At 68.0% G+C, this 24,938-nt stretch carries 31 protein-coding genes; 14 read left to right on the forward strand and 17 right to left on the reverse strand.

Annotation, left to right across the window (positions count from 1 at the left end):
* The first annotated feature begins 1 nt into the window (after window position 1).
* Window positions 2-298 (forward strand): MGMT family protein, encoded by a 297-nt coding sequence (locus QGN32_RS05330; protein ID WP_326547602.1) that lies wholly within the window; start codon window positions 2-4, stop codon window positions 296-298.
* A 76-nt stretch (window positions 299-374) separates the two neighbouring features.
* On the opposite strand, the gene QGN32_RS05335 is transcribed toward QGN32_RS05330, so the two are convergent.
* The 3 genes from QGN32_RS05335 to QGN32_RS05345 all read right to left on the reverse strand — a co-directional run bounded on the left by QGN32_RS05335 (window position 375) and on the right by QGN32_RS05345 (window position 3,703).
* Window positions 375-1,229, reverse strand: a complete 855-nt coding sequence (locus tag QGN32_RS05335; RefSeq protein WP_326547603.1) for a TIGR02569 family protein — start codon at window positions 1,227-1,229, stop codon at window positions 375-377.
* 36 nt (window positions 1,230-1,265) lie between these two features.
* Window positions 1,266-2,459 carry an adenylyltransferase/sulfurtransferase MoeZ gene (gene moeZ / locus QGN32_RS05340; protein WP_326547604.1) on the reverse strand — a complete coding sequence of 398 codons (1,194 nt, stop codon included), beginning with the start codon at window positions 2,457-2,459 and terminating at the stop codon, window positions 1,266-1,268.
* A 215-nt stretch (window positions 2,460-2,674) separates the two neighbouring features.
* Window positions 2,675-3,703 (reverse strand): DUF3152 domain-containing protein, encoded by a 1,029-nt coding sequence (locus QGN32_RS05345; protein ID WP_326547605.1) that lies wholly within the window; start codon window positions 3,701-3,703, stop codon window positions 2,675-2,677.
* Between the two features lie 185 nt (window positions 3,704-3,888).
* Between QGN32_RS05345 and fasR the strand changes: the two genes are divergently transcribed.
* The gene (fasR, locus tag QGN32_RS05350) at window positions 3,889-4,554 is read left to right on the forward strand and encodes an HTH-type transcriptional activator FasR (RefSeq protein ID WP_326547606.1); all 666 of its coding nucleotides are present in this window, start codon (window positions 3,889-3,891) and stop codon (window positions 4,552-4,554) included.
* Here fasR and QGN32_RS05355 read toward each other — a convergent pair.
* Complete coding sequence (locus QGN32_RS05355) at window positions 4,541-4,786, reverse strand: DUF3107 domain-containing protein (protein WP_326547607.1); 246 nt, start codon at window positions 4,784-4,786, stop codon at window positions 4,541-4,543. The genes fasR and QGN32_RS05355 overlap by 14 nt on opposite strands.
* 221 nt (window positions 4,787-5,007) lie before the next feature.
* Here QGN32_RS05355 and QGN32_RS05360 point away from each other — a divergent pair, with 221 nt between their 5' ends.
* On the forward strand, window positions 5,008-5,775 hold the full coding sequence (locus QGN32_RS05360; RefSeq protein WP_326547608.1) for a hypothetical protein: 768 nt from the start codon (window positions 5,008-5,010) through the stop codon (window positions 5,773-5,775).
* An 18-nt stretch (window positions 5,776-5,793) separates the two neighbouring features.
* On the opposite strand, the gene QGN32_RS05365 is transcribed toward QGN32_RS05360, so the two are convergent.
* Window positions 5,794-6,501, reverse strand: coding sequence for a ferritin-like fold-containing protein (locus tag QGN32_RS05365; protein ID WP_326547609.1), 708 nt, complete (start codon window positions 6,499-6,501; stop codon window positions 5,794-5,796).
* A 245-nt stretch (window positions 6,502-6,746) separates the two neighbouring features.
* On the opposite strand from QGN32_RS05365, the gene QGN32_RS05370 reads away from it, so the two are divergent.
* A complete protein-coding gene (locus QGN32_RS05370) occupies window positions 6,747-8,231 on the forward strand; it encodes a DEAD/DEAH box helicase (RefSeq protein WP_326547610.1) in 1,485 nt (494 codons plus the stop codon).
* A gap of 18 nt (window positions 8,232-8,249) precedes the next feature.
* A complete protein-coding gene (locus QGN32_RS05375; protein WP_326547611.1) occupies window positions 8,250-9,464 on the forward strand; it encodes an Rv3212 family protein in 1,215 nt (404 codons plus the stop codon).
* A 52-nt stretch (window positions 9,465-9,516) separates the two neighbouring features.
* On the opposite strand, the gene QGN32_RS05380 is transcribed toward QGN32_RS05375, so the two are convergent.
* Window positions 9,517-10,320, reverse strand: coding sequence for a ParA family protein (locus QGN32_RS05380; protein ID WP_326547612.1), 804 nt, complete (start codon window positions 10,318-10,320; stop codon window positions 9,517-9,519).
* Between the two features lie 51 nt (window positions 10,321-10,371).
* Here QGN32_RS05380 and QGN32_RS05385 point away from each other — a divergent pair, with 51 nt between their 5' ends.
* Genes QGN32_RS05385 through QGN32_RS05395 form a run of 3 tightly spaced genes read left to right on the forward strand, consistent with a single transcriptional unit; the run spans window position 10,372 to window position 12,556 of the window.
* On the forward strand, window positions 10,372-10,983 hold the full coding sequence (locus tag QGN32_RS05385; RefSeq protein WP_326547613.1) for an acid phosphatase: 612 nt from the start codon (window positions 10,372-10,374) through the stop codon (window positions 10,981-10,983).
* Window positions 10,980-12,074: an isochorismate synthase gene (locus QGN32_RS05390; RefSeq protein WP_326547614.1), complete on the forward strand. Its 1,095-nt coding sequence runs from the start codon at window positions 10,980-10,982 to the stop codon at window positions 12,072-12,074. The genes QGN32_RS05385 and QGN32_RS05390 overlap by 4 nt, the downstream gene beginning before the upstream one ends.
* Window positions 12,071-12,556 (forward strand): GNAT family N-acetyltransferase, encoded by a 486-nt coding sequence (locus tag QGN32_RS05395; protein ID WP_326547615.1) that lies wholly within the window; start codon window positions 12,071-12,073, stop codon window positions 12,554-12,556. Before QGN32_RS05390 ends, QGN32_RS05395 begins: the two co-directional genes overlap by 4 nt.
* On the opposite strand, the gene QGN32_RS05400 is transcribed toward QGN32_RS05395, so the two are convergent.
* Window positions 12,505-12,933: a hypothetical protein gene (locus QGN32_RS05400; protein ID WP_326547616.1), complete on the reverse strand. Its 429-nt coding sequence runs from the start codon at window positions 12,931-12,933 to the stop codon at window positions 12,505-12,507. The two genes, QGN32_RS05395 and QGN32_RS05400, sit on opposite strands and share 52 nt — an antisense overlap.
* A gap of 40 nt (window positions 12,934-12,973) precedes the next feature.
* On the opposite strand from QGN32_RS05400, the gene QGN32_RS05405 reads away from it, so the two are divergent.
* Both QGN32_RS05405 and QGN32_RS05410 read left to right on the forward strand, forming a co-directional pair.
* A complete protein-coding gene (locus tag QGN32_RS05405; RefSeq protein ID WP_326547617.1) occupies window positions 12,974-13,939 on the forward strand; it encodes a diacylglycerol/lipid kinase family protein in 966 nt (321 codons plus the stop codon).
* A 247-nt stretch (window positions 13,940-14,186) separates the two neighbouring features.
* Complete coding sequence (locus tag QGN32_RS05410; RefSeq protein WP_326547618.1) at window positions 14,187-14,441, forward strand: WhiB family transcriptional regulator; 255 nt, start codon at window positions 14,187-14,189, stop codon at window positions 14,439-14,441.
* Window positions 14,442-14,557: 116 nt separating this feature from the next.
* On the opposite strand, the gene QGN32_RS05415 is transcribed toward QGN32_RS05410, so the two are convergent.
* Complete coding sequence (locus QGN32_RS05415; protein WP_326547619.1) at window positions 14,558-16,045, reverse strand: sensor histidine kinase; 1,488 nt, start codon at window positions 16,043-16,045, stop codon at window positions 14,558-14,560.
* Between the two features lie 40 nt (window positions 16,046-16,085).
* Complete coding sequence (locus QGN32_RS05420; RefSeq protein WP_043414713.1) at window positions 16,086-16,301, reverse strand: biotin/lipoyl-binding carrier protein; 216 nt, start codon at window positions 16,299-16,301, stop codon at window positions 16,086-16,088.
* Between the two features lie 157 nt (window positions 16,302-16,458).
* Between QGN32_RS05420 and QGN32_RS24245 the strand changes: the two genes are divergently transcribed.
* Entirely contained in the window at window positions 16,459-16,551 is a 93-nt protein-coding gene (locus QGN32_RS24245; RefSeq protein WP_003882799.1) for a 50S ribosomal protein bL37, read from the forward strand.
* 50 nt (window positions 16,552-16,601) lie between these two features.
* Here QGN32_RS24245 and rsrA read toward each other — a convergent pair whose 3' ends face one another.
* Both rsrA and QGN32_RS05430 read right to left on the reverse strand, forming a co-directional pair.
* A complete protein-coding gene (gene rsrA, locus QGN32_RS05425) occupies window positions 16,602-16,901 on the reverse strand; it encodes a mycothiol system anti-sigma-R factor (RefSeq protein ID WP_326547620.1) in 300 nt (99 codons plus the stop codon).
* Entirely contained in the window at window positions 16,898-17,554 is a 657-nt protein-coding gene (locus QGN32_RS05430) for a sigma-70 family RNA polymerase sigma factor (RefSeq protein ID WP_442791823.1), read from the reverse strand. Before QGN32_RS05430 ends, rsrA begins: the two co-directional genes overlap by 4 nt.
* Window positions 17,555-17,883: 329 nt before the next feature.
* Between QGN32_RS05430 and QGN32_RS05435 the strand changes: the two genes are divergently transcribed.
* Complete coding sequence (locus QGN32_RS05435) at window positions 17,884-18,741, forward strand: SDR family oxidoreductase (protein WP_326547621.1); 858 nt, start codon at window positions 17,884-17,886, stop codon at window positions 18,739-18,741.
* 107 nt (window positions 18,742-18,848) lie between these two features.
* Here the strand turns inward: QGN32_RS05435 and QGN32_RS05440 are convergent, their stop codons facing one another.
* The 6 genes from QGN32_RS05440 to QGN32_RS05465 form a co-directional block, all read right to left on the reverse strand.
* Complete coding sequence (locus tag QGN32_RS05440) at window positions 18,849-19,079, reverse strand: hypothetical protein (protein WP_326547622.1); 231 nt, start codon at window positions 19,077-19,079, stop codon at window positions 18,849-18,851.
* A 14-nt stretch (window positions 19,080-19,093) separates the two neighbouring features.
* Window positions 19,094-19,957 (reverse strand): oxygenase MpaB family protein, encoded by an 864-nt coding sequence (locus QGN32_RS05445; protein WP_326547623.1) that lies wholly within the window; start codon window positions 19,955-19,957, stop codon window positions 19,094-19,096.
* On the reverse strand, window positions 19,954-20,163 hold the full coding sequence (locus tag QGN32_RS05450) for a hypothetical protein (protein WP_326547624.1): 210 nt from the start codon (window positions 20,161-20,163) through the stop codon (window positions 19,954-19,956). Before QGN32_RS05450 ends, QGN32_RS05445 begins: the two co-directional genes overlap by 4 nt.
* 106 nt (window positions 20,164-20,269) lie before the next feature.
* A complete protein-coding gene (locus QGN32_RS05455; protein ID WP_326547625.1) occupies window positions 20,270-21,103 on the reverse strand; it encodes an enoyl-CoA hydratase/isomerase family protein in 834 nt (277 codons plus the stop codon).
* Window positions 21,100-21,693: a TetR/AcrR family transcriptional regulator gene (locus QGN32_RS05460; protein WP_326547626.1), complete on the reverse strand. Its 594-nt coding sequence runs from the start codon at window positions 21,691-21,693 to the stop codon at window positions 21,100-21,102. Before QGN32_RS05460 ends, QGN32_RS05455 begins: the two co-directional genes overlap by 4 nt.
* A 66-nt stretch (window positions 21,694-21,759) precedes the next feature.
* Window positions 21,760-22,521, reverse strand: coding sequence for an SOS response-associated peptidase (locus QGN32_RS05465; RefSeq protein ID WP_326547627.1), 762 nt, complete (start codon window positions 22,519-22,521; stop codon window positions 21,760-21,762).
* 50 nt (window positions 22,522-22,571) lie between these two features.
* Between QGN32_RS05465 and aroA the strand changes: the two genes are divergently transcribed.
* A complete protein-coding gene (aroA, locus tag QGN32_RS05470; RefSeq protein WP_326548942.1) occupies window positions 22,572-23,885 on the forward strand; it encodes a 3-phosphoshikimate 1-carboxyvinyltransferase in 1,314 nt (437 codons plus the stop codon).
* On the forward strand, window positions 23,882-24,859 hold the full coding sequence (gene rsgA / locus QGN32_RS05475) for a ribosome small subunit-dependent GTPase A (RefSeq protein WP_326547628.1): 978 nt from the start codon (window positions 23,882-23,884) through the stop codon (window positions 24,857-24,859). The genes aroA and rsgA overlap by 4 nt, the downstream gene beginning before the upstream one ends.
* Window positions 24,860-24,938 lie beyond the last annotated feature (79 nt).

A 24,938-nucleotide genomic window follows, 5' to 3' on the forward strand; every position in this document is an offset into this window, starting at 1 on the left:
GATGGCGGCGATCACCGACGAGCAGGTGGAAACCGTGCGCGCGCTGGTCGCCGCGATTCCTCCCGGCCGGGTGTCGACGTATGGCGACATCGCGCAAGCCGCAGGGCTTTCCAGTCCGCGCATCGTCGGTTGGATCATGCGCACCGATTCGTCGGACCTGCCGTGGCACCGGGTGATCACCGCCTCGGGCAAACCGGCCGCGCATCTGGCCACCCGACAACTGGAACGGCTGCGCGCCGAAGGGGTGCTGGCCGATGACGGCCGCGTCCGCCTCAGCGAGGTCCGTCACGCCTTCTAGCTAGCGCCGAGCGAGAACCGGTGGTCGTGATGGAGGCCGAAATGCCGCCAGGAATGCTATTTCGTGGATGCCGGGTTCACAGCACCAGGCGGACCAGCGCCGCCGTGCGCGCCAGACCGGGAAACGCAGCCGCCGTCGACCGCGGGTGAAGCGCATGTACGGCGATGCGGAACATCAACGCGCGCAACAACATCTGTGGCCATTCGGGTAACGGACTCCAACGTTCGATGAGCCCGTCGTCAGCCTCGCCCCAGGCCAGCGCGTCGACGACGACGACACCGGCCGCCCACGAGGCGGGCCGCCAGTACGGGATGATGTCGGTGATACCGGGTGCGGCGGTGCCGGAGAAGAGCACCGTGCCGTAGAGGTCGCCGTGCACCAACTGGCTGGGGCTCTTCGTCGGCCTGCGCAAGCCGGCAAGTTGATTGAGCAACTCGATCGACCGCTCCCCATCGGCGGAGCCGGGGGAAACCGTGGCGCCGGGCGGCAACGAATGCAGCGGGCGTTCCTCCCACGCGGCGCGGTCGGCGGCGATGAACACGTCGACGTCGGCCCACGGCGCCACCGGCGGCTGCGTCAAGAACCTCGGGCGTTCGAGTTTGGCCGTCGCCTCGTGTAGCCGCACTGCGGCCGAAACCACCTCGTCATGGCGGGGTTCCGGGGTCCCGGCGACGAAAGTATCCGCGCGCCACCCAGCCACCACATACCGTCCGTCGGTGGAGCGCACCGGCCGCGCGAGCCGCACCCCGTCGACGAACAACGTCTCCCGCACCTTGGCCGACCAAGCGGCGCGGGCATGGTCGGCGACCATCGACACCACGACTTCGCCGCAACGCCAGCCGCCTTCCCAACCCGGCCCGAGCGGAACCGGTGCGACACCCGTCAGACCGAATGCGGCCAGCACATGATCCGGTGGCCGTTCGACAGTCACCACCTCAGCGTAAGCCGAGTTCTGGCAAACCAGCGGTTAGTACATGACCATGTCGGGCTCGAGTTGCCTGCCCCATGCGACGATGCCGCCCTGCACATGCAGCGCGTCGGAGAAGCCCGCCTTCTTGGCGATGGCCAAGACCTCCGCCGAGCGCACACCGGTCTTGCAGTAGAACACCGGCGTCCGGTCGACGGGCAGCTTGGCCAGCGCCTCACCCGACTCGAACGCGCCCTTCGGAATGAGCTCGGCGCCCTCGATGCGGTTGATGTCCCACTCGACCTGTTCGCGGACGTCGATCAGCGCCAACGGCTTTCCGGAGTCCAACAGTTCCTTGAGTTCCGTCGGCGTGATGGTCGCGTCGGCGGCGGCTTCGGTGGCGGCGTCGGAGACCACCCCGCAGAACTCCTCGTAGTCGATGAGCTCGGTGATCTTCGGTGTCGAGGGGTCCTTGCGGATCTTGATGGTGCGGTAGGTCATGTCCAGTGCGTCGTAGACCATCAGACGGCCCAGCAGGCTTTCCCCGGTGCCGGTGATCAGCTTGATGGCTTCGGTGCCCATCACCGAGGCAACCGAGGAGCACAGGATGCCGAGCACCCCGCCCTCGGCGCACGACGGCACCATTCCCGGCGGAGGCGGCTCCGGGTACAGATCCCGGTAGTTCAGGCCCCGCTTTTCACCATCCGGCGCGTCGGGGGCGTCCTCCCAGAACACCGAGATCTGGCCCTCGAACCGGTAGATGGACCCCCACACGTAAGGCTTGTGGGCCAGCACTGCGGCGTCGTTGACCAGGTAGCGCGTCGCGAAGTTGTCGGTTCCGTCCAGGATCAGGTCGTACTGCGCGAACAACTGGACCGCGTTGTCGGCCTCGAGCCGGAACTGGTGCAACCGCACATCAACCAGCGGGTTGACGGCGCGAATCGAGTCACGGGCGCTCTCGGCCTTGGCGCGGCCGATGTCGGACACGCCGTGGATGATCTGGCGCTGCAGGTTCGACTCGTCGACCACATCGAACTCGACAATCCCGATCGTCCCGACGCCGGCGGCGGCCAGGTACAAGAGCGTCGGTGAACCGAGTCCGCCCGCCCCGATCACCAGCACGCGGGCGTTCTTCAGCCGCTTCTGCCCGTCCAGACCGAAGTCCGGAATGATGAGGTGACGGCTGTAACGCGCCACCTCCTCGCGGGTGAGTTCGGCCGCCGGTTCCACCAGCGGCGGCAACGGTGTCGACACCGTGTTTCTCCTTGTCTCACCTTGACGTTGCAGCTTGACGCTACGTCTCTGACCATCTCAGCAGTTGCGACGTTCAACAACAACGAGACGCCGACGCTTCCCGCACGTCCCCAGCTGCGCGTGGGGCCACGGCGCCGGCGAGTGTGCGCAAAAGGCTGAAAAACGGCGGCGTGTCGCGTGCAGGCGCGCACGCTCGCGAAGAAAGGGGGCAGCGATCAGGCGATAGGGTACGGCCAGGGGTTCGGTTTGCAGGTGTGGTTGTCCGGCTGCACCGACTGCGGGTCGAACCGAGCGGCGTCGTTGTTGCTGGTCGAAAACGTCTGCTGCATCATCACCGGCGCCAGTTCGTCGTCGCCGCCGCACGGCTCGTGCCGCTGATAGCCGATCGCGTGGCCGACCTCGTGGTTGACGAGGTATTGGCGATAGGAGCCGACGTCGCCCTGGAACGGGACCGCGCCGCGCACCCAGCGAGCCTCGTTGATGAACACGCGCGGCTGCCCGTCACGGTAGGCCGGGTTGTAGCAGGACGCCTCCAGCTGGATGTCGTAGCCGCACCCCTCGCGCACCGTCATCGGCGTGCTCAACGACACCCGGAAGTCGGGCTCGACCCCGGACGCCGCGTCGAGGCGGGTGAATGCGAACTGTGGATTGTGCGTCCAGCTCTTGGGATTGGCCAGGGTTTCGGTGACCATGCGGGCGAACGCCTCGTCACCGCCGAACGTCGTGGTGTCGATGCCGTCCTCCACCTCGACGGTGTAGGTGAACGCCTTCGCGGTGCCCTGACCGACTTGCGGAGTGCCGCCCGGTACGACGTGCCACGTCTTGGCTCCGGCCTCGGTGAACGGACCGCCCTGCGGCAGGATCCCGGTCGGCAGGTTGGCGTCGAACTGCGTCAGTCCCTTCGGTGGCGCGCCGATGATCGCCGTGCTCGCCACCCCGATCGTCGGTGGCCCCTGGACCGGACCTTCGGCCTGCTTGGGTGCGGGCGCGCTGGTCCCGGTGATCGTCTGGTAGACGACGACCGCGGTCAGCACGACCAGAACCGGGAGCGCGTATGCCCGCCAGCCGTAGGTGGAGATGAAACGGCCCAGCCACGTCTGTTTGCGCAACCCGCGGCGCTCGTCGCGGTTGGACCTGGGCCGTCCCGAACTCTCCGTGAGGGGGTCGCGCTGGGCGCGGAGCGGCTCGCGCCACTCGTTGCGCAGCGCGGGCACGCGACCACCCCCGCGATGCTCCAGACCCATTTCTCCTCCTAGCGTGCGGGAGTCGTAGGTCACCGCAACAGGATGACACAGGTCAGAGCCCTCCTACTTCCGGCACGCCCGCGATCGTCGCGGGCACTGTGAGCCGCGCCTCAGCTGCACGCTTCGCCGACGGTAGTAATGTCATTGCGAAAACCTGACCCAGATGACCCCGGACGAAGGATGCGATGAGCGAGCTCGCCGACACCGCCGCGAGGAGAGGCGCGCAGCCGGGCAGCGGCGAAGCCTTGAACCGTCGGGGCGGCAGGCTGCCGCGCGATGAGCGCCGCGGTCAGCTACTGGGCGCTGCGAGCAAGGTTTTCGTCGACCGCGGCTACCACGCGGCGGGGATGGACGAGATCGCCGAGCGTGCCGGTGTGAGCAAACCGGTTCTCTACCAACACTTCTCGTCGAAGTTGGAGCTGTACCTGGCGGTGCTTGCCAGGCATGTCGAAAACCTGGTCTCCGGTGTGCGCCAGGCGCTGCGCACCACCACCGACAACCGTCAGCGGCTGCGTGCCGCGGTCCAGGCGTTCTTCGACTTCATCGAGCACGACAGCCAGGGCTACCGCCTGATCTTCGAGAACGACTATGTGAACGAACCGAAGGTCGCCGCACAGGTGAAAGTGGCCACCGAGGCGTGCACCGACGCGGTGTTCGACCTGATCAGCCGCGATTCGGGGCTGGAGGCGCACCGCGCCAGGATGATCGCGGTCGGTCTGGTCGCGATCAGCGTGGACTCCGCGCGCTACTGGCTCAACAACGACCGGCCGATCTCCAAGGACGACGCGGTCGAGGGCACCGTGCAGTTCGCCTGGGGCGGCCTGTCACACGTCCCGCTTACCCGGTCTTAGCCCCGAGCCCGACCCCGAAACCGACGCGCCGCACATCGGCGGCGCCGATCTCCACGTAGGCGATCTTGGACGTCTGCACCAGGAAACGCCGGCCCTTCTCGTCGGTGAGGGCCAGCACGCCCGAGTCCTTGGCCAGCGCGTCCGTGAACAACTGCTCCACCTCGCTTGGTGTCTGCGCGCTGTTGAAGCTCAGCTCGCGCGGGCTGTCCGTGACACCGATCTTGACCTCCACGCCATGGTCCTTCCGTCGCATCGAAGTACTTGAGGCAAGGCTAGTGGACGGCGCACCGCTCGCTCCGCGCCGGTGACTTCGCGGTCAGCGAAGCTTCGAGACAATCGGCGACCGAACCGAGTCCGGACCGTAATCAACACACCAGCCGGTGAACCTCATCTGTCACTTGCGCCTCGATAGCATCAGGCGCGGCAATGGTTAAGACGACTGGGAAAGCCCACATGAACAGGTCACATACCGCGCACTCACCGTATTCGCTGGCCCCGACGGAGCGGATTCCCAGCTACCCCGGATACTCCGATCCGCCCGCGGAGGACCTCGACTACGAGTACCCCGGGGAGCAAGAACCCGAGGAATACCGCGACTACGACGACGATTACGACGATTACGAGCAGCGGTTCGACGAGGAGCGCATCGACCGGCGCTGGATGTGGGTGGCCGGAATCGCCGGCGCCATCCTGTTCATCGCGATCGGCACCACCGGCATCATCCTGGGCGGCGGCGACAGCGGTTCGGTGTCCGCCACCGCGACGTCCGAGGCGCCCGCGCCGTCGAGCGCGCCGGCCACCACCAGCGCACCACGCGCCGCGGGCACGTCTGCGCCGATCGTGCCCTCACTGCCGCCGGAGACGGTCACGACCGTCAGCCCCACCGCCGAAGTGACGCCACCACCCAGTACGACGCCGCCGGCCGCCGTCCCGCCGCCCCCGCCACCGTCCCCGCGCACCTTCACCTACCGGGTGACGGGCAACCGCCAGCTGCTCGATCTGGTGACGGTGATCTACACCGATGGACAGGGCGCGCTGAGGACCGACGTCAACGTCGCGCTGCCGTGGGTCAAACAGGTGATCCTCGACCCCGGCGTGGAGCTCAAGTCGGTCACCGCGACCAGCGTCGCCGGCCAGCTCAACTGCAGCATCCTCGATGCGGCGGGCACGCTGATCGCCGCGCAGAACAACAACTCGATGATCGCCACCTGCACCCGATAGCGGGCTCGGGCGATCGCGTCACGCCAGGCCCAACTCCTGCATGCGGGAGGCGTGCGTGTGCTGCAGCCGGGCGAAGAACTCGGTCATCTGCGTCAACCCCTCGCCGCTCGCCAACACCAGATCCACGAGCTCATCGTGGTCGGCCAGCACGAACTGCGCCTGGGTGATCGCCTCACCGAGCAGCCGCCGTGACCACAGGGCGAGCCGATGCCGCTGTTTGTCGCTGGCCGTCACCGCCGCACGCACCTCGGCGACGACGAACTGCGAGTGGGCGGTCTCCGACAGCACCGCACGCACCACGTCGGCGACCTCATCGGGCATGGCGTGCGCGATCTCGAGGTAGAAGTCCGCGGCGAGAGCGTCGCCGACATAGGTCTTGACCAACGCCTCGAGCCAGGTACTCGGGGTGGTCAGCCGATGGTAATTCTCAAGGGCTGACGCGTATTTCGTCATCGCAGGTACGACGTCCACTCCCCGGCCCTCGAGTGCGTCGCGCAGCACCAGGTAGTGGTTCATCTCGGCGGCAGCCATGCACGCCATGTTGATGCGCCCGCCAAGGTTCGGCGCCATGCGCGCCTCGTCGGTGAGCCGGTAGAACGCCGCCACCTCCCCGTAGGCCAGCAGCGAGAACAGTTCGTTCACGCCGGGATGGTCGGCCGACACCCCTGGCTCGATACCCGGACTGGCCGAGTCGGTCCGCCCGGGTGCCGGTGGCGTCGCATTCATACGGCCAACTCTAAACGTCGCCACGCACCTCGCCCGTCGGGCGAACCCGGCCAGGTATGATGGGTCCGGGCCGTGTATCGGGAAAGGCATTCGGAACGCCCGCCACGGCCCAGGAAATGTGCGTGCACGCAGTCGGCCCGCCTACCTCAGTGCAGGGCTCTGGTCTTCACCGGCCATCATTTCGTCGAACTCGTGCGCGCGTGGAAGCCCATGAGGACGACAAGTGAAAGGCCTCGTTTTCGCGTATGACGCATCTCAATCCCACATTTGCTGAACTCGGAGTTCGCGACGAAATAGTGCGCGCCCTCGCCGAGGACGGTAAGCACCACCCGTTTGCTATTCAAGAGCTGACCCTGCCGATGGCCCTGGCCGGCGACGATCTGATCGGCCAGGCCCGCACCGGTATGGGCAAGACGCTTGCCTTCGGTGTGCCGCTGCTGCAGCGGATCACGACCGATCCCGACCGCCCCTTGACCGGCGTGCCACGCGCGCTGGTGGTCGTGCCGACCCGCGAGCTGTGTCTTCAGGTCTACGGCGACCTGGCGATGGCAGCGAAGTATCTCACCGTCGGAGGCGGACCGTCTTCAGACCCGCCCGACCGCAAGCTGTCGGTCACCTCGATCTACGGTGGACGGCCGTACGAGGGACAGATCGAGGCGCTGGAGAAGGGCGTCGACGTCGTCGTCGGCACGCCCGGCCGGCTGCTCGACCTCGCCCAGCAGGGCCACCTGAAACTGGGTGGTCTTTCCATGCTGGTGCTCGACGAGGCCGACGAGATGCTCGACCTGGGCTTCCTGCCCGATATCGAGCGGATTCTGCGCCAGATTCCCGACAGCAGGCACTCGATGCTGTTCTCGGCCACGATGCCCGACCCGATCATCACGCTGGCCCGGACCTTCATGAACCAGCCCACTCACATCCGGGCCGAGGCCCCGCACTCGGCGGCCACCCACGACACCACCGAGCAGTTCGCCTACCGGGCCCACGCGCTGGACAAGGTCGAGCTGGTCAGCCGCGTGCTGCAGGCCGAGGGCCGTGGCGCCACGATGATCTTCACCCGCACCAAGCGCACTGCGCAGAAGGTCTCCGACGAGCTCGCCGAGCGCGGGTTCAAGGTCGGCGCCGTGCACGGAGACCTCGGCCAGAGCGCACGCGAGAAGGCACTCAAGGCGTTCCGCACTGGCGGAATCGACGTACTCGTGGCCACCGACGTCGCCGCCCGCGGCATCGACATCGACGACGTCACCCATGTGATCAACTACCAGATCCCCGAGGACGAGCAGGCCTACGTGCACCGCATCGGGCGCACCGGGCGGGCCGGTAAGACCGGCGTCGCGGTCACCCTCGTCGACTGGGACGAGCTCGCGCGCTGGGCCATGATCGACAAGGCGCTGAACCTCGGCTGCCCAGATCCGGCCGAGACGTACTCCAGTTCGCCGCACCTCTACAGCGAGCTGGGCATCCCCACCGATGCCACCGGAACCGTCGGCGAGCCCGCCAAGGTGCGAAGCAAGCGCGCCCAGGCGGACAAAACGGTCGACCGTCCCGCTCGCAGCAGCAACCGGACACGTCGCCGCACGCGCGGGGGCAAGCCGGTCACCGGGCATCCCGAAGCGACGACGTCGCCCGAGCAGGGCACGGGCGATGCCGACGAAGGTTCCGGCGACGCGGGACCGGCCAAGCGCAGGCGCCGTCGCCGGCCACGCAAGGCCGCGGCCGGCACCGGCTAGCCAGGCGCCGCCCACGCGATGGTCAAACCCGAACGCCGCACCCGAACCGATGTGCTGGTGGCTCTTGCGATAGGCGTGGTGGTTGCGGTGGCCGCCGGGTTGGTCTGGTGGGTCAGCGACGCGCGGGCCACGATCAGCAGGCCCGCGGCCGCCCCGGTTCCGGCCCTGACTCCCGCGAAGACGGTTCCGCAGTCGCTGCACGAGTTGTGGACCGCGCCCAGCGGGCGCACGACGATGCCGCTGGTCGTCGGGGGTGCCGTGGTGACCGGCGACGGCCAAACGGTGCAGGGCCGTGATCCCGCGACGGGAAACACGCTGTGGACCTATGCGCGTGATCTCGACCTGTGCGGAGTGAGCTACGTCTACCAGTACGCGGTGGCGGTCTATCCCGACACGCGCGGATGTGGCCAAGTCAGCACCATCGACGCCAAAACCGGCACGCGCGGGTCGGCCCGCACCTCATACGCCGACGCCGAGGTGACGTTGACCTCCGACGGCACCACCGTGCTCTCGGCGGGCCAGAATCGGCTGGAGCTGTGGCGCTCCGACATGGTGCGGATGATCAGCTACGGCGCCCTCGATGCCCGCATCAAGCCGGACGTCCCCACGATGCCGCTGTGCCGGTTGGTGTCGGCGCAGGCGAGTTCGAGCGCGGTGTCGGTGCTCGAGGCGTGCCCACGGCAACCCGATCTGCGCCTCACGCTGTTGCGGCCCTCCGACGAGGAGGACACTCCCGACTTGAAGTACGTGCCGCAGCCGGGCGTTGCGTCGGATTCGGACGCGCGGGTGGTGGCCGTCGCCGACACCACGACCGCCGTCTACGTGCCGACGCCCAAACCCGCGGTGAACATCGTCGACGAGACAGGCGACATGATCGCCAGCACCGGGTTGGCCAACCCGCCGTCGCCGCAAGCCACGATGTCGCGGGTGGGCGACCTGATCACCTGGTGGACCGGTGACAGCGTAATGGTGTTCTCCGCCAACGGACTTGGCTACAAGTACACCGTCGCGGCCGCGGCCCGCAACGTTCCGCTGGGTCCGGCGACGATCATGGCGGGACGGCTGCTGGTGCCCGTCACCGGCGGCTACGACGTGTTCGACCCCGAAACCGGCCAGGGCGAACGCCACATTCCGGTGACGCGGCCGTCGAGTTCGGCGCCGGTGGTGCCCGCGGTCGCCGGCTCGACGCTGCTCGAGCAGCGCGGGGACCAGGTCGTGGCGCTCGGCGGCTGAGCGACTTGGGTGCGAAACCAGTCGCGCAGCGATCGGTTACGCACCCAAATCGCTAGATCTCCGGGGCGAACGTCGGCATCGGCTTGCCGCTCTTCCAGTGCTTGAGCAGCTCGGTCGCCAACTCGCGATAGGCGCCCGCACCCTTGTTCTTGCGGCTGGCCAACACCGACGCGCCCGACGCGCTGGCCTCGGCGAACCGCACCGTGCGCGGGATCGGCGGCGCCAGCACCGGCAGGTCGTAGCGGTCGGCGACGTCGAGCAACACGTCGCGGCTGTGCGTCGTGCGCGAGTCGTACAGCGTCGGCAGCGCACCCAGCAGGTTCAGATCGGGGTTCGTGATCGCCTGGACGTCGGCGATGGTGCGCAGGAACTGCCCGACGCCGCGGTGCGCCAGCGTTTCACACTGCAACGGCACGATCACATCGTCGGCGGCCGTCAGCCCGTTGAGCGTGAGCACGCCGAGCGACGGCGGGCAGTCGACGATCACCACGTCGAACCGGTCGCTGATCTTGGCCAGCGCGCGCTTGAGCGCGTATTCGCGCCCGGCGCGCATCAGCAACATCGCCTCGGCGCCGGCCAGGTCGATGTTGGCGGGCAGCAGGGTCATTCCCTCTGCCGTGTCGACCAGGGCTGCCTCCGGTTCGACCTCGCCGAGCAGCACCTCGTGGATGGACACCGGCAGCTTGTCGGGATCCTGGCCGAGCGAGAACGTCAGACACCCTTGCGGGTCGAGGTCGACGAGTAACACCCGCTGACCGTTCTCCACCATCGCCGCACCCAACGACGCCACCGTCGTCGTCTTGGCTACCCCACCCTTTTGATTGGCGACCACAAGTACCCGCGTCACGGTGCCCATCGTTGCACGGGCGGGTACACCGCGCCGCGCCGTGCGGCAGAATCAGTCGGCGTGGCCCTTCTGGAGCACCGCCTGATCCTGCTTCGTCACGGCGAGACGGAGTGGTCGAAGAACGGCCGGCACACCAGCCACACCGACCTCGAGCTCACCGATACGGGCCGAGAGCGTGCCAAGCTGGCCGCCGAAGCGCTGGCCGAACTCCAACTCGACAATCCCCTCGTGCTGTGCAGTCCGATGCGACGTGCCAGGGACACCGCCCAACTGGCCGGGCTGACCGTCGACGAGGTGACCCCGCTCGTGCAGGAGTGGGACTACGGCCGGTACGAGGGTTTGACGACGCCGCAGATCCGCCAGACGGTTCCGGACTGGCTGATCTGGACCCACGGCGCCGACGGCGGCGAGAGCATCGACGCGATCACCCAACGCGCCGACGGCGCCGTCGAGTTGGCGCTGAGGCGCCTGCGCTCGCGCGATGTGGTGTTCGTCGGGCACGCGCACTTCTCCCGCTCGGTGATCGCGCGGTGGCTGGAGTTGCCGGTCCCCGACGGCATCCGGTTCGCGATGGCGCCCGCGGCGATCGCGGTGCTCGGGTTCGAACACGCGGTGCGTCAGATCATCGCGCAGGGACTGACCGGCCATCGAGATCCGTGTAAACCACGGTGACTCGCGAGCCGTCCTTCGTCCTGGCATCCCGCGGCGCCGTCGTCGCGGACGGCGTACACACCGCTTTCCCGAAAGTCGGCGATGCGCGCGCCGCGCTGGCGTCGCACAGCGCTCCGATCATCGTGGGCGCGTTGCCTTTTGACATGACCAAGCCGGCAGCGCTGATCCGGCCGCAGAGCGTTCAGTTCCTCGACGCGCTGCCGGACTGGCCGCTACGTGAGCTGCCGGACGTGCGGATCGCCGAGTTGCTGCCGGACCCCGACGAACATCGCGCGCGGGTCGCCGCCACGGTGGACCGGCTGAACAACCCGTCGAGCGGGCTGCACAAAGTCGTGCTGGCCCGCGCGCTGCGATTGGCCGCCCAGCGCCCACTGGATGCGCGCACCGTCCTGCACCGACTCGTCACCGCCGATCCGCTCGCCAACGGCTACCTCGCCGATCTGACCGCGGCGGGCGGTGGTTACTCGGGGACGATGCTGGTGGGCGCGAGCCCGGAACTGCTGGTGGCCCGCCGCGGCGACCAAGTCCTGTGCGCGCCGTTCGCGGGATCGGCGCCGCGCTCCCCGGATCCGGACACCGACGAGGCGAACGGCGCCGCGCTGGCCGCGTCGGCCAAGAATCTTCGCGAGCACCAGTTCGTGGTCGACACGATCCGCGATGCGCTCGAACCGCTGTGCGCAGATCTCCACGTCGCGGCCGAACCGGTGCTGCGAAAGACCGACGCCGTCTGGCACCTGGCCACCCGCATCACCGGCAAGATCCGCGAAAGAAACATCACCGCATTGGATTTGGCGATCGCACTGCACCCGACGCCGGCGGTCGGTGGTGTGCCCACAGCCGATGCGGTCGCCCTGATAGCCGAACTCGAAGGCGACCGCGGCTTCTACGCCGGCGCCGTCGGCTGGTGCGATCAGCGCGGTGACGGCCGCTGGGTGGTGTCGATCCGCTGTGCTCAACTGTCGGCCGATCGCCGCACGGCCGAAGCCTATGCCGGTGGCGGCATCGTCGCCGAATCCGATCCCGACGACGAAGTCGAGGAGACCACAACGAAATTCACGACGATCCTCACTGCTCTGGGTGTCCCGCCGTGACCGAGGTGATACGCCGGGTGCAGCCGGGTGACGAGCTGGAATTGACCGCGATGGTCCACGAGCTCGCCGAGTTCGAACACGCCGCACGCGAGTGCACCGTCACCGAAGACCAGTTGCGCCGAGCGCTTTTCACCGAGCCGGCGACGGTGTACGGCCATATCGTCGAGGTCGACGGGCAGGCGGCCGCGGGCGCGCTGTGGTTCTGCAACTTTTCCACGTGGGACGGCGTCGGCGGTATCTATCTGGAAGACCTGTACGTGCGCCCGCAATTCCGCAGGCGCGGACTGGCCCGCAAGCTGCTGGCCACGCTGGCCGGTGAGTGCGTCGCGCACGGATACAGCCGGCTGTCGTGGGCGGTGCTGGACTGGAACGTCAACGCGATCGCGCTCTACGACGCCGTCGGCGGCAAGCAGCAGACCGACTGGATCACCTACCGAGTCTCGGGACCCGAGTTGTCGGCGCTGGCCGCAGAGTCACCCTGAGCGCCCACCCACTGCAGCGTCGACGGGCTGAACAGCAGTATCAGCGTCACCACCGCCACCACGCCGATGGGGGCGGCGTAGAGCCACTGGTGTGAGCCCACACCCATGTAATAGACCACCGGCAGCAGAAGCAGTTGTGCGAACACCGCGATCCCGCGACCCCACCGCCGCCCGGTCCACAGTGCCCAGGCCGCGGCGAGCACGCCCGCGCCCATGAGCGCGAACCACAGCGCGGTTCCGTACTTGTTGAGCCCGGACTCCTCGGCCCTACCGAACCCGCTGACGACGTAGACCAACGCCGCCACCAGCGCGGCGGCACCCTCCAAAGCGACGAGGACAGCGGCCTGGCGCACCGTCGTCGGAGAGGGAACGGTCACGCCCCCGAGCCTAAACCGTGGCCGGTTAGGCTCGACCCTCGTGCGCGCCGTGCTGATCGTGAATCCGAATGCCACCTCGACGACTCCGGCCGGGCGCGACCTGTTGGCGCACGCGCTCGAAAGCCGGGTGAAGCTCACCGTCGTCCATACCGATCACCGCGGACACGCGATCGAGATCGCTCGCGACTCGGCGCGCGACGGAGTCGACGTGCTGATCGTGCACGGAGGCGACGGCACGGTGAACGAGGTGGTCAACGGCATTCTCGAGATCGGCGGTCCCGGGGCCGCCGCGCCGGCCGTCGGCGTGGTGCCCGGCGGCTCGGCCAACGTGTTCGCGCGCGCCCTCGGCATCAGCGCGGATCCCATCGAGGCGACCAATCAGCTGATCGACCTGTTGTCGGGGTACCGCCGCCGCAAGGTCTGGCGGCGCATCGGGCTCATGGACTGCGGGGAACGCTGGGGGGTGTTCACGGCCGGCATGGGGGTGGACGGCGATGTGGTGGCGGCCGTCGAGGCGCAGCGCGCGAAGGGCCGCAAGGTGACCGCCTCCCGCTATGTGCGCGTCGCCATCCGGGAGGTGCTGGCCAGCGCCCGCAAGGAACCGTCGCTGACGTTGCATCTGCCCGGTCGCGACCCGGTCCGCGGAGTCCACTTCGCATTCGTGTCCAACGCCAGCCCCTGGACTTACGTCAACGCCAGGCCGGTGTGGACCAACCCGATGACGACGTTCGAGACCGGCCTGGGCGTTTTCGCCACCACCAGCATGAATGTGTGGGCGAATCTGGGCTTGGTGCGCCGGATGCTGGCGAAGAAACCCCGCATCGAAGCCAAGCACCTGATCCGCGACGACGACCTGCCGTGGCTACAGGTGACCAGCGATGCACCGGTCGCCTGCCAGATCGACGGCGATTACGTGGGGTTGCGTGACTCGATGACGTTCACTGCCGTTCCCGACGCGCTCGGCGTACTGGCACCGCCGCCGGAGAACGCCGCTGACCTGCGGTGATATGCCCGCGGCGTACGATTCTAGGCGCAGTTGGATCGAGTCTAGTACAGACGAATGAGCGGAGTGCGAAGCCACCGGTCTAGTGACATTGCGCACTTGTTAACTCGCGAGTATTGACATCTGTCCAGCCTGTGAAAGCATCGAAGCAACGTTGCAGAAACATTCAATGTGCACGCGTTAAACAGCCGAAGAAAAATCCGTGCGCTGTGCTGCGCACACGGGACGTATTTGACGAGGAGTTGAATCAATGGATTGGCGCCACAAGGCGGTCTGTCGCGATGAAGATCCGGAGCTGTTCTTCCCGGTGGGGAACAGTGGGCCGGCGCTCACTCAGATCGCTGACGCGAAGCTCGTCTGTAATCGTTGTCCGGTGACCACCGAGTGCCTCACCTGGGCATTGGAGTCCGGACAGGACGCCGGCGTGTGGGGTGGTATGAGCGAGGACGAGCGGCGCGCACTCAAGCGGCGCAACGCCCGCACCAAGGCTCGCAGCGGAGTCTGAGCCCTTCTCGCACCAACCATTACGGCCCCGACATTTGTCGGGGCCGTATCTTTTCTGCGAATTCATTGAAGGCCGATTAGCGACGCCATTGGTCAATTCACGAACAGTTGAGTCGATTACTGCGCGGCCCGTCGGTGCCGGCCCAGCGGCACCCGCAGGATGACGTCGGTGCCGCCGGTGGCCACCTCGTGCATGCCCAGCGACCCGTCCAGTTCCGCCGACACCAGCGTGCGCACGATTTGCAGACCGAGGCGGTCGGATTTCTCCAGGCTGAACCCATCGGGCAGGCCGCGCCCGTCGTCGTGGATGACCACGTCGAGCCACCGGGCCGACCGTTCGGCCTTGATCGTGACGCAGCCCTGCGGCGTGCCCGGGTCGAACGCGTGCTCGATGGCGTTCTGCACCAGCTCGGTGATGACCATGACGAGCGCGGTGGCCCGGTCGGCGTCGAGCACACCCATATCGCCGACGCGGGTGATGCGGATCGGGCTGTCCACCGCCGCAACATCGTTCATCATCGGCAGGATCCGGTCGACGACCTCGTCGAGGTTGACCTCCTCGTCCACCGACATCGAGAGCGCATCGTGCACCAACGCGATGGACGACACTCGCCGCACCGATTCCATCAACGCCTCGCGGCCTTCGGCGTTGTTGGTGCGCCGGGCCTGCAGGCGCAACAGCGCGGCGACGGTCTGCAGGTTGTTCTTCACGCGATGGTGAATCTCACGAATCGTCGCGTCCTTGCTCAGCAGGGCACGGTCGCGGCGCTTGACCTCGGTCACGTCGCGGATCAACACCGCGGCCCCGACGGCCTTGCCGTGCACCACCAGGGGCAAGGTGCGCAGCAGCACGGCCGCGCCCCCCGCTTCGACCTCCATGCGCATGCTCGACCCACCGGCCAGCGAGTCGCGCACGTGGTTCGCCAACTCCTGCGCCTCGAACGGGTCGCCGATCAGCGGACGCGTGACGGTGACGAGGTTGTGACCCCCGAGTTCGGCGGCAAACCCCATCCGGTGGTAGGCCGAGATCGCGTTCGGGCTGGCGAAGGTGACCACACCCGCCTCGTCGAGCCGGATGAACCCGTCACCGACACGCGGGCTCGACCGCGACATCGCCAGGTCCCCCACGTTGGGAAAGGTGCCCTCCGCGAGCATGTGCAGAAGGTCGCCGGCGCAGTCGAGGTACGCAGCCTCCAGCCGGCTGGCCTTGCGGGTGGCCAGCGCGGCCCGATGGGTCAGCACCGCGACGACCTCGTCCTTGTACCGAACGGGCACGGCCTCGACGTTGAGCCCCGACGAAACCTGTTGGCCGGCATCGTCTCCCACTACGATGTCACCGGAGGTGAACGCCGTGGTGACGAGCGGCATCGCGTCGACGTCGGCCAGCGTGCTCACGGCGTCCGCCAGCAGTACCGTCGGCGCGGTGTTCGGCCGCACCTGCGCCACGCAGACCAGGGCGCCGTCGTCGCGGCGCACCCACATCAGGTAGTCGGCGAAGGACAGGTCGGCGAGCAGCTGCCATTCGCCCACCACCGCATGCAGATGATCGACCGCATTGCCGGGCAGCATGGTGTGCTCGGCGAGCAGGTCACCGAGGGTCGACATGACGGGTTACTTCCGACGGAGTGTCAGGCGGACGCGCCGATCAGCTGATCACCGCGATGAGGTCACCGGCCTGGATGACGTCGCCAACTGACACGCTCACCTTGCTCACGGTGCCCGCCACCTCGGCCAGCACCGGGATTTCCATCTTCATCGACTCCAGCAGCACCAGGGTGTCCCCCTCACCGATCTGATCGCCCTCGCTCACCACGACCTCGAGCACACTGGCCACGATCTCAGCGCGAACGTCCTCGGCCATCATCACCCCATTTGCTTTCCGCTGCTGTATGCGTTTCGGCCTACATCGAACCACACCACCGGCGTGTCAGCGGTGTCGCCGGGTCATGAGACAATGGTTCGAACGCGCCCGCCGGATGCGGGTCGAGTAAATCGCCAGAGCATTTCGGAGGTAGACCATGGCCAAGCGTGGCCGTAAGAAGCGCGACCGCAAGCACTCCAAGGCCAACCACGGCAAGCGGCCGAACGCCGGTTCGAAGTCGGTGCGCTGAGCGCACCAAACGACGCGGGTGCGCTGAGCGCACCAAACGGCGGGAGTGCGCTAACCGCGCCGAATGATGGTGGTGCGGCTGATCTCGATGCGCAGCCGCTCACGCAGCCCTTCCGGCGCTTTTTCGCCGCTGCACTTCCTCGCGATCAGCTTCTTGACCCGCTCCTCGACGCCGTAGTGACGTAGGCAGGCAGGGCACGCTTCGAGGTGATGCCGCAACTTGTCCCGTGTTTCGGGGGTGCACTCGCCGTCCAGGAGCGTCCATACCTCCGCGACGACCGCGGCGCAATCGGGGTGCTCCGGGTCGACGGGGCCGATCGGGGGCTGCCAGCGCTCCTCGTCAGAGCTCATGACGAGACCTCCTCGGGCGTGTCCAGCTGCTGTCCCCGAAGGAACCCGCGGTCCTTGGCCACCCCGGCCAGCAGTTCGCGGAGCTGGCGCCTGCCCCGGTGTAACCGCGACATCACCGTCCCTATCGGCGTGTCCATGATCTCGGCGATCTCCTTGTAGGGAAAGCCCTCGACGTCGGCGTAGTACACCGCCATCCGGAAATCCTCCGGCAGAGCCTGCAAGGCTTCCTTGATCTCGCTGTCGGGCAGCAACTCGAGCGCCTCGACCTCGGCCGAGCGCAGCCCGGTCGACGAGTGCTCGGCATGGGCGGCGAGCTGCCAGTCGGTGATCTCCTCGGTCGGATACTCCGCGGGCTGGCGCTGTTTCTTTCGGTAGCTGTTGATGTACGTGTTGGTCAGGATCCGGTACAGCCAGGCCTTGAGATTGGTGCCTTCGCGGAACGACCGGAAGCCGGCGTAGGCCTTGACCATGGTTTCCTGCAGGAGGTCCTCGGCGTCGGCGGGGTTGCGCGTCATGCGCAGCGCACCGCCGTACAGCTGGTCGAGCAGCGGGATCGCGTCACGTTCGAAGCGGGCCGTCAATTCGGCGTCGGTCTCCGGCGGCGGAGACGTCTGCGCCGCCGTATCAGGCGTTGACCCGTCGGAGTCGGTCACGGGGAACACCGTCCCTTCTGTCGCGGTGCCAGCGAACCAGCCCGGTAGGTCCACCGGGCGCACTGGAATATCCATCACCAGCGTTGGCACCTGACCCCCTTCACTCATCCTAGAGGTTGAGACCGACATGTTTTCTGCCCGCGGAACCGCGGCAGCAGTCACCGGCAATAACAGCGGCCCCGGGCCGGGTTGTTCCCGAACCCCCCGGCATCCACCCAGCGCACCAGTCTTCAGCGGTGGCGTGCCTGCTCACGAATCAGTATTCCGTCAGGAAAAAGTCCGAGTGGAAGCCTGCTGGATCCAGTTTCGCGGCATCTAGGGTGAGAGCCATGGCACACGCATCGTTGTCCGGCAAAACCATGTTCATCTCCGGCGCGAGCCGCGGCATCGGGCTGGCGATCGCCAAGCGCGCGGCGGCCGACGGCGCCAACATCGCGTTGATCGCCAAGACCGCCGAGCCACATCCCAAGTTGCCCGGCACGGTTTACACCGCAGCCAAGGAGCTTGAGGACGCCGGCGGGCAGGCGCTGCCGATCGTGGGCGACATCCGCGACGGCGACTCGGTAGCGGCGGCGGTCGCGAAGACCGTCGAGCAGTTCGGCGGTATCGATATCTGCGTCAACAACGCCTCGGCGATCAACCTCGGCTCGATCACCGAGGTGCCGCTCAAGCGGTTTGATCTGATGAACGGGATCCAGGTGCGCGGCACGTACGCGGTTTCCCAAGCCTGCATCCCGCACATGGTGGGCCGAGAGAACCCGCACATCCTGACACTCTCGCCGCCGGTGCGTTTGGAGCCGCAGTGGCTGAAACCCACCGCATACATGATGGCCAAGTACGGAATGTCGTTGTGCGCGTTGGCCATCGCTGAAGAACTCCGCGATGCGGGCGTTGCCTCCAACACGCTGTGGCCGCGCACGATGGTGGCCACCGCCGCGGTGCAGAACCTGCTCGGCGGCGACGAGGCGATGAGGCGCGCCCGCAAGCCCGACGTCTACGCCGACGCTGCGTACGTGATCCTCACCCAACCCGCCCGCGAGTACACCGGCCAGTCGCTGCTGTGTGAGGACGTGCTGCTGGAATCCGGCGTGACGGACCTGTCGGTGTACGACTGCGTGCCCGGCGCGGAACTGGGCGTCGACTTGTGGGTCGACACCCCTAACCCGCCGGGATACACCGGTCCGTAGTCCGGCGACGAGACGCGCCACCGCATCGGCGACGACAGGGTCTCTCCGCCGGCGCATCTCATCAGGTGGGCGTGCCTTCGGCCCGTCGTCACGTCGCGCTCGACAGCTCAGGGGACGCAGAGCTCGATGCCGAACAGGTTGGCCGGCCAGAACGCCGCGGTCACCAGGAACGCGCCGATGTCCGACCCTGCCGGTATCCGCGTGCGCAGCGCGGTGTCGATCAACTGCACCTGCCCCGCGTCGAAGAACGCCCACGCCAGTCCGATCAGCAGGTATGGGATCGCCAGCCACATCGCGGTCTCGATCATCGCCGCGACGCTGACACGCCGACTCAGCATGCGCCGCAACGTCGTCATACCAGCGCCCGCTGTGCGCGAACCCGGCGGCGCACATCGGCGAGCAGCACGTAGCTGCCACCCTGGCGGAGGAACACCGGCATGAACCTATTGACGAAAGCGACCAGCAGGAACAGCGATTCGAACAGCAATTGCCGAAACCGATTCCACCGCAACCCCATTGCGTCGCGGAAGACGGGCGCGAGGAACCCGGCGGTGAGGAACTTCAACAGCGGCCGAAACGGCAGCCCCAATAGCGGGTTGATCATGCGCAGGTTCAACATGTGCAGCAGGTGTTCACGCACCCGGTCGTCGATCGAGACCCGCTCGCAGCCGGTTCGCCAATACTCGTCGAACTCGGCGCGGGTCGGCGGCCACTGGTCTTCGGTCACCTGCAGGGTGGTGCCCAGCGGCCAGGCAGAGCGATAGAACTGCTCGGCCTGCTCGGCTGTCATCTGCCCGCGCAGCAGCTGATAGGTGTCCTCCAGCCCGACGAAAAGGCAAGCGGCCACCCACATCTGCAGGTTGCGGTCGAAGGCGTTGTACCGGACGGGGCTCTCCGCGGTCGACTTGACGTACCGGTGCGCGGCGTCGACGGCTTCCCGGAACGCGCAGCGGTCATCGGGAGTCCCTAGCACCGCCACCGCGAGGTACTGCAACGTGGTCCTGGCCCGCTTCCAGGGATGCTTGAGCAAGTTCCCGGAATCGACCTTGCTCTCCGCGACGCCGTGTCCGACCTCCGGCCAGGACAGCTGCATGACGACATTGGCGGCGGCCCCGGCGAACGCCCAGAAGTCCATCGCCTCGGCAGCGCTGACCTGAGCGTCGGGGTCCCATCGGGCGGTGCGCCGTCGGACCGAAATGCGATAGCGGTCGGTCATGCCGCGCACACCGCCGAGAAGACCAGCGCGGGCCAGAACGCGATCGAACCGATCAACTGGACCAGCCAGACCACCCCACCGCCGTCGAGCCGGCCCGGGTTGAAGGCCGTCCACGCGATGCCGATGACGACGTACGGAGCGGCGAGAATGAGCGCGGTGCCGATCCACTCGGCGATGGTCATCTCGAAGCTCAAGACCTTCTTCACCGCACCGACCATACCGGCCCCCTCGTCCGTCGTAGCGCAATATGTTAATGGCCATTCAAGCGTGAGCAGGCGGATTCGGCCGAAGTCGGCACCGGACGCCGGGCATTCAGGAGAGCATCGAGCGCACACTGTCGGCGAATGCGGCGGTGGTGAAGCACGTCGGTTCGGCGAACTCCTCCAACGTGAGCGCACCGGCCCATTCGGCGTCGGCGGCAGCACGCAGCAGCGGCTTGGTCATCGCGACCGCATGCGGCGGCATCGCGGAGATCCGCGAGCACCATTCGTCGGCGACCGCTAGCAGACGGTCGTGTTCGACGACTTCCTGCACGAGGCCGAGGCGCTGCGCCTCGTACGCGTCGATGTGCTCGCCGCGCAGGTAGTACGCCAGCGCGCCCTGATAACCCAGACGCCGGGTCAGCGCCCAACTGGTGCCCACCTCCGGGATCAGGCCCAACCGTCCGAATGCGGGCACCACAACGGCACGCTCGCTGGCGATCACGACGTCGCACGTCAGCGCCCAGGCCAGCCCGACGCCGGCCGCCGGGCCGTTGAGCGCGGCCACGTATATCGTGTCCGACCCGGCGATCAGCCGTGCGATACCGCCGAATTCGCGGCGAATCCAGCGCCAGATGTCCGCAGCGCCCTCCGACGCGCCGAGCTGCTCGATCGCGGCCTCCATCATGCGCAGGTCCCCGCCGGCGCTGAAGCCCGGGTCGGCGCCGGTGATCACGACGCTGCGCACGTCGGGGTCGGCGTCCAGATCGGCCAGTGCACGCCGCAGTTGGCGCACCAGCGGGGCGGACAGCACGTTGAGCCGCCTGGGCTCGTCGAGCGTGACGACGGCCCGGTCCCCGCGGCGCTCGACGCGCACGCGGGCGGGCGCGTCGGGGTCGTCGCCGTCTGCGACCATCGCCCGGTACAGCGAGTCTTTGTCGGTCATGTCGTGTCCTCCTCGATGGTGTTGGCGCGCAACGTGGCCCAGGCGGCGTCGGCGAAGATCTCGATCGTGGCCGGAGGTATCCGTTTGGCCGCCCTGGCGATCCAGTACCTGCTGTACTCCTGGGCCGGGCCGAGCCACAGCGCCGCCGTCACCCCGATGTGCATCGGCTGCAGCACCCCGTAGGCGTGATGGGGGCGCCACCAGTCGCGGACGGCGGCGAAAAACGCGTCGTTGTGTTCGCGCAGTTGTGCGCTGTCGAGCCGGGGGCCGAGCAGCAGGGTGGCCTCGCCACGATGAGCCGATACCCACCGCAGGTGATAGGCGACCCCGCCGCGGATGCCTGCCTCGGCGGTTTCGTGTTCGCGCAGCATGGCGACGAAGCCGACCTGGTATTCGCCGAGCAGTTGGGCGAAGACGGCGGTGGCGAGCGAAAGTTTGTCCGGAAAGTGGTGATACAGCGCGCCGACGCTCACGTCGGCCTCGCGACGTACCTCGTCCAGGGTGGCCGACAGCGCGCCGTCGAACGCGAACCGGCGCCGCGCGGCGTCCAGCAGCCGGCTCCGCGCATCGGGACGGATCCTCGAAGGCACGAGGATTACTCTAGTCGAACCGAGAAATCCTCTGTCAAGGGTCGGTGCCGGACGCGTCCGGCCGCGTCAAAGCAGGGTGCCTTGTTCGGCCTGCGGTTCGACGGGCTCGATCAGTTCCGGGCCGTTGTTGCGGACGCTGTTCACCAGGCGGGACACCTCCCGGATTTGAATGCGGTCGAGGTCGCCGTGCCCGCGCAGCAGACCTTCGTCGATCGGCGCATCGGGGTCCAGCCAGCGGTCCCAGTCACGTTCGCTGATCGTCAGCGGCATCCGGTCGTGGATCTCGGCCAGCGGGCCGACCGCGTCGGTGGTGATGATCGTGCAACTGAGCAACGGCTTGGCGTCTTTCGGCGCGGTCTTGGACCGCCACGTCGACCACAGCCCCGCCGCGAACAGGGGCTCACCGTCGCCGCCGTAAAGGTAGAACGGGGTCTTCGCGCCCTTCCGCCCCTCCCACTCGTACCAGCCGTCCATCGGCACCAGGCAGCGTTTGCTCTTCGCCGAGGCACGAAACACCGGCGAGGTGGTCAGCTTGTCGGAGCGGGCGTTGATCAGCAGCGGCCCCTTGGTCTCCGGGCCGCCGTCCGCGCTGGCCTTGGCCCACGGGGGCACCAGCCCCCACCGCATCGACCGCACCCGCCGAGTGGCCTCGTCATCGGGTTCACTGTGGCGCCTGACCACGCTGCTGATCGTGGTGGTCGGCGCGACGTTGTAATTGGGCCCCGCGGCGTCCTTACCGTCGGAGGTGGCCGTCACCGTCTCGTCGATCGCCTTGATTTTCTCGGCCAGCAGCGCCGGGTCGGTGGTCACCGCAAAACGTCCACACATGAATCCCATGGTGGCACGCGCAGCCGACAAGGGAAGATGGAGCGGTGAGCGTGCATCGACATCAAGAACGCGAGGCCTGGCCCGCGCCGTCGACGTCGAGTCCGGTGCATGCGACCGTCACCGTGCCCGGCTCCAAATCGCAGACCAACCGGGCGCTGGTGCTGGCGGCGCTCGCCACCGCGAACGGCGATTCGACGATCGGCGGCGCGCTGCGCAGCCGCGACACCGACCTGATGATCGGTGCGCTGCAGGCGCTCGGGGTGACGGTCGACGGAGACGGCGACGAGCTCGGCGTCAGCGGGCGGATCGCGCCGCTGGACGGAGCGCGCATCGACTGCGGACTGGCGGGTACGGTGCTGCGATTCGTCCCGCCCGTCGCGGCCCTCGGCACCGCCACGGTCACGTTCGACGGCGACGAACAGGCCCGCGCCCGCCCGATCACGCCCCTTCTCGACGCCCTGCGCGCCCTCGGCGTCGACATCGACGGCGATGGGCTGCCGTTCGCCGTGCGCGGCGCCGGCACGGTCGCCGGCGGGACGGTGGAGATCGACGCGTCGGCGTCGTCGCAGTTCGTCTCTGGGCTGCTGCTGTCCGGCGCGGGCTTCACCGAGGGGCTGACCGTTGTGCACACCGGCCAGTCGGTGCCGTCTGCACCGCACGTGGCGATGACGGTGGCGATGCTGCGCGACGCCGGTGTCGACGTCGACGACAGCGAGCCCAACAGGTGGCGGGTGTCGCCCGGGCCGGTCGCCGCGCGGCACTGGAGCATCGAGCCCGACCTGTCCAACGCGGTGCCGTTTCTCGCGGCCGCGGTGGTCAGCGGAGGCGCCGTGCGGTTGGCCGGCTGGCCGCGGGTCAGCACACAACCGGCAGACACCATCATCTCGATCCTCGAGAAGCTGGGAGCTGTTGTGCGCCATGGGGACACATATCTTGAAGTGCACGGCTCCGCGGTCTACGGCGGCATCGACGTGGATCTGCACGAGATCGGAGAACTCACGCCCGCGGTCGCGGCGCTCGCTGCACTGGCCGCCCCCGATTCGGTGTCCAAGCTGTCGGGTGTCGCGCATCTGCGCGGACACGAAACCGATCGCCTCGCCGCACTGGCGGCCGAAATCAACGGCCTCGGCGGCCGCTGCGAGGAGACCGCCGACGGCCTGGTGATCACCGCGCGGCCGCTGCACGGGGGGCTGTGGCGGTCGTATGCCGACCATCGGATGGCCACGGCGGGCGCGATCGTCGGGCTTCGGGTGCCCGACGTAGCGGTGGAGGACATCGAAACCACCGCCAAGACGCTGCCCGGTTTCGCGCAGTTGTGGGCCGACATGATGGCGGGTCAGGCGACGGAGGTCGACCCGGCTTGAGTCCGCGCGAGTACGACGAGTCCGATGTCCGGGTGCGACCCGGCCGAGGCTCGCGGCCGCGGACCAAGATTCGGCCGGACCACGCCGACGCACAGGAAGCGATGGTGGTGACCGTCGACCGGGGACGGTGGGGTTGCGCGCTCGGCGGCGATCCGGGCCGCCGCGTCACCGCGATGCGGGCCCGGGAACTGGGCCGCACTCCGATCGTCGTCGGCGACGACGTCTGCATCGTCGGGGACCTGTCCGGCAAGCCGGACACGCTGGCCCGTATCGTGCGGCGCGGTGACAGGCGAACGGTGTTGCGCCGCACGGCCGATGACACCGATCCCACCGAGCGCGTCGTCGTCGCCAACGCCGATCAGCTGTTGATCGTCGTCGCGCTGGCCGACCCGCCGCCGCGCGCCGGTCTGGTCGAGCGCGCGCTGATCGCCGCCTACGCCGGTGGCCTGCAACCGATCCTGTGTCTGACGAAGACAGATCTCGCGGCGCCCGAACCGTTCGCGACGCAGTTCGCGGATCTGGATCTGACCATCACCACCGCGGGCCGTGACGACCCGCTCGACGTGGTCGCCCCGTTGTTGGCCGGACACGTCACCGTACTGCTCGGCCACTCCGGGGTCGGCAAGTCCACACTGGTGAATCGTCTTGTGCCGCAGGCCGAGCGGGCCACCGGTGAGGTGACCGACATTGGCAAGGGCAGGCACACATCGACGCAGTCGGTGGCACTGCCGCTCGATTTCGGCGGCTGGGTCATCGACACCCCCGGCATCCGGTCGTTCGGGTTGGCCCACATCAAGCCCGACGATGTGCTGCTGGCCTTTTCGGATTTGGCGGAGGCCATCACGGACTGTCCCCGCGGCTGCGGACACATGGGCCCACCAGCCGATCCGGAGTGCGCGCTGGACACGCTGACCGGCTCAGCGGTGGGCCGTGTCGCGGCGGCCAGGCGGCTGCTGTCCGCCCTCGTGCCGTGAGCGTGCGTGTTTGCGCACGACCCGCCGCGGAAATTCAGCACTTTGCGCACGCTCGCGGAGGCGTCGGGCCGATCTGTCC

Origin of the sequence: Mycolicibacterium sp. ND9-15, from assembly GCF_035918395.1 — a bacterium.
Lineage (GTDB): Bacteria > Actinomycetota > Actinomycetes > Mycobacteriales > Mycobacteriaceae > Mycobacterium.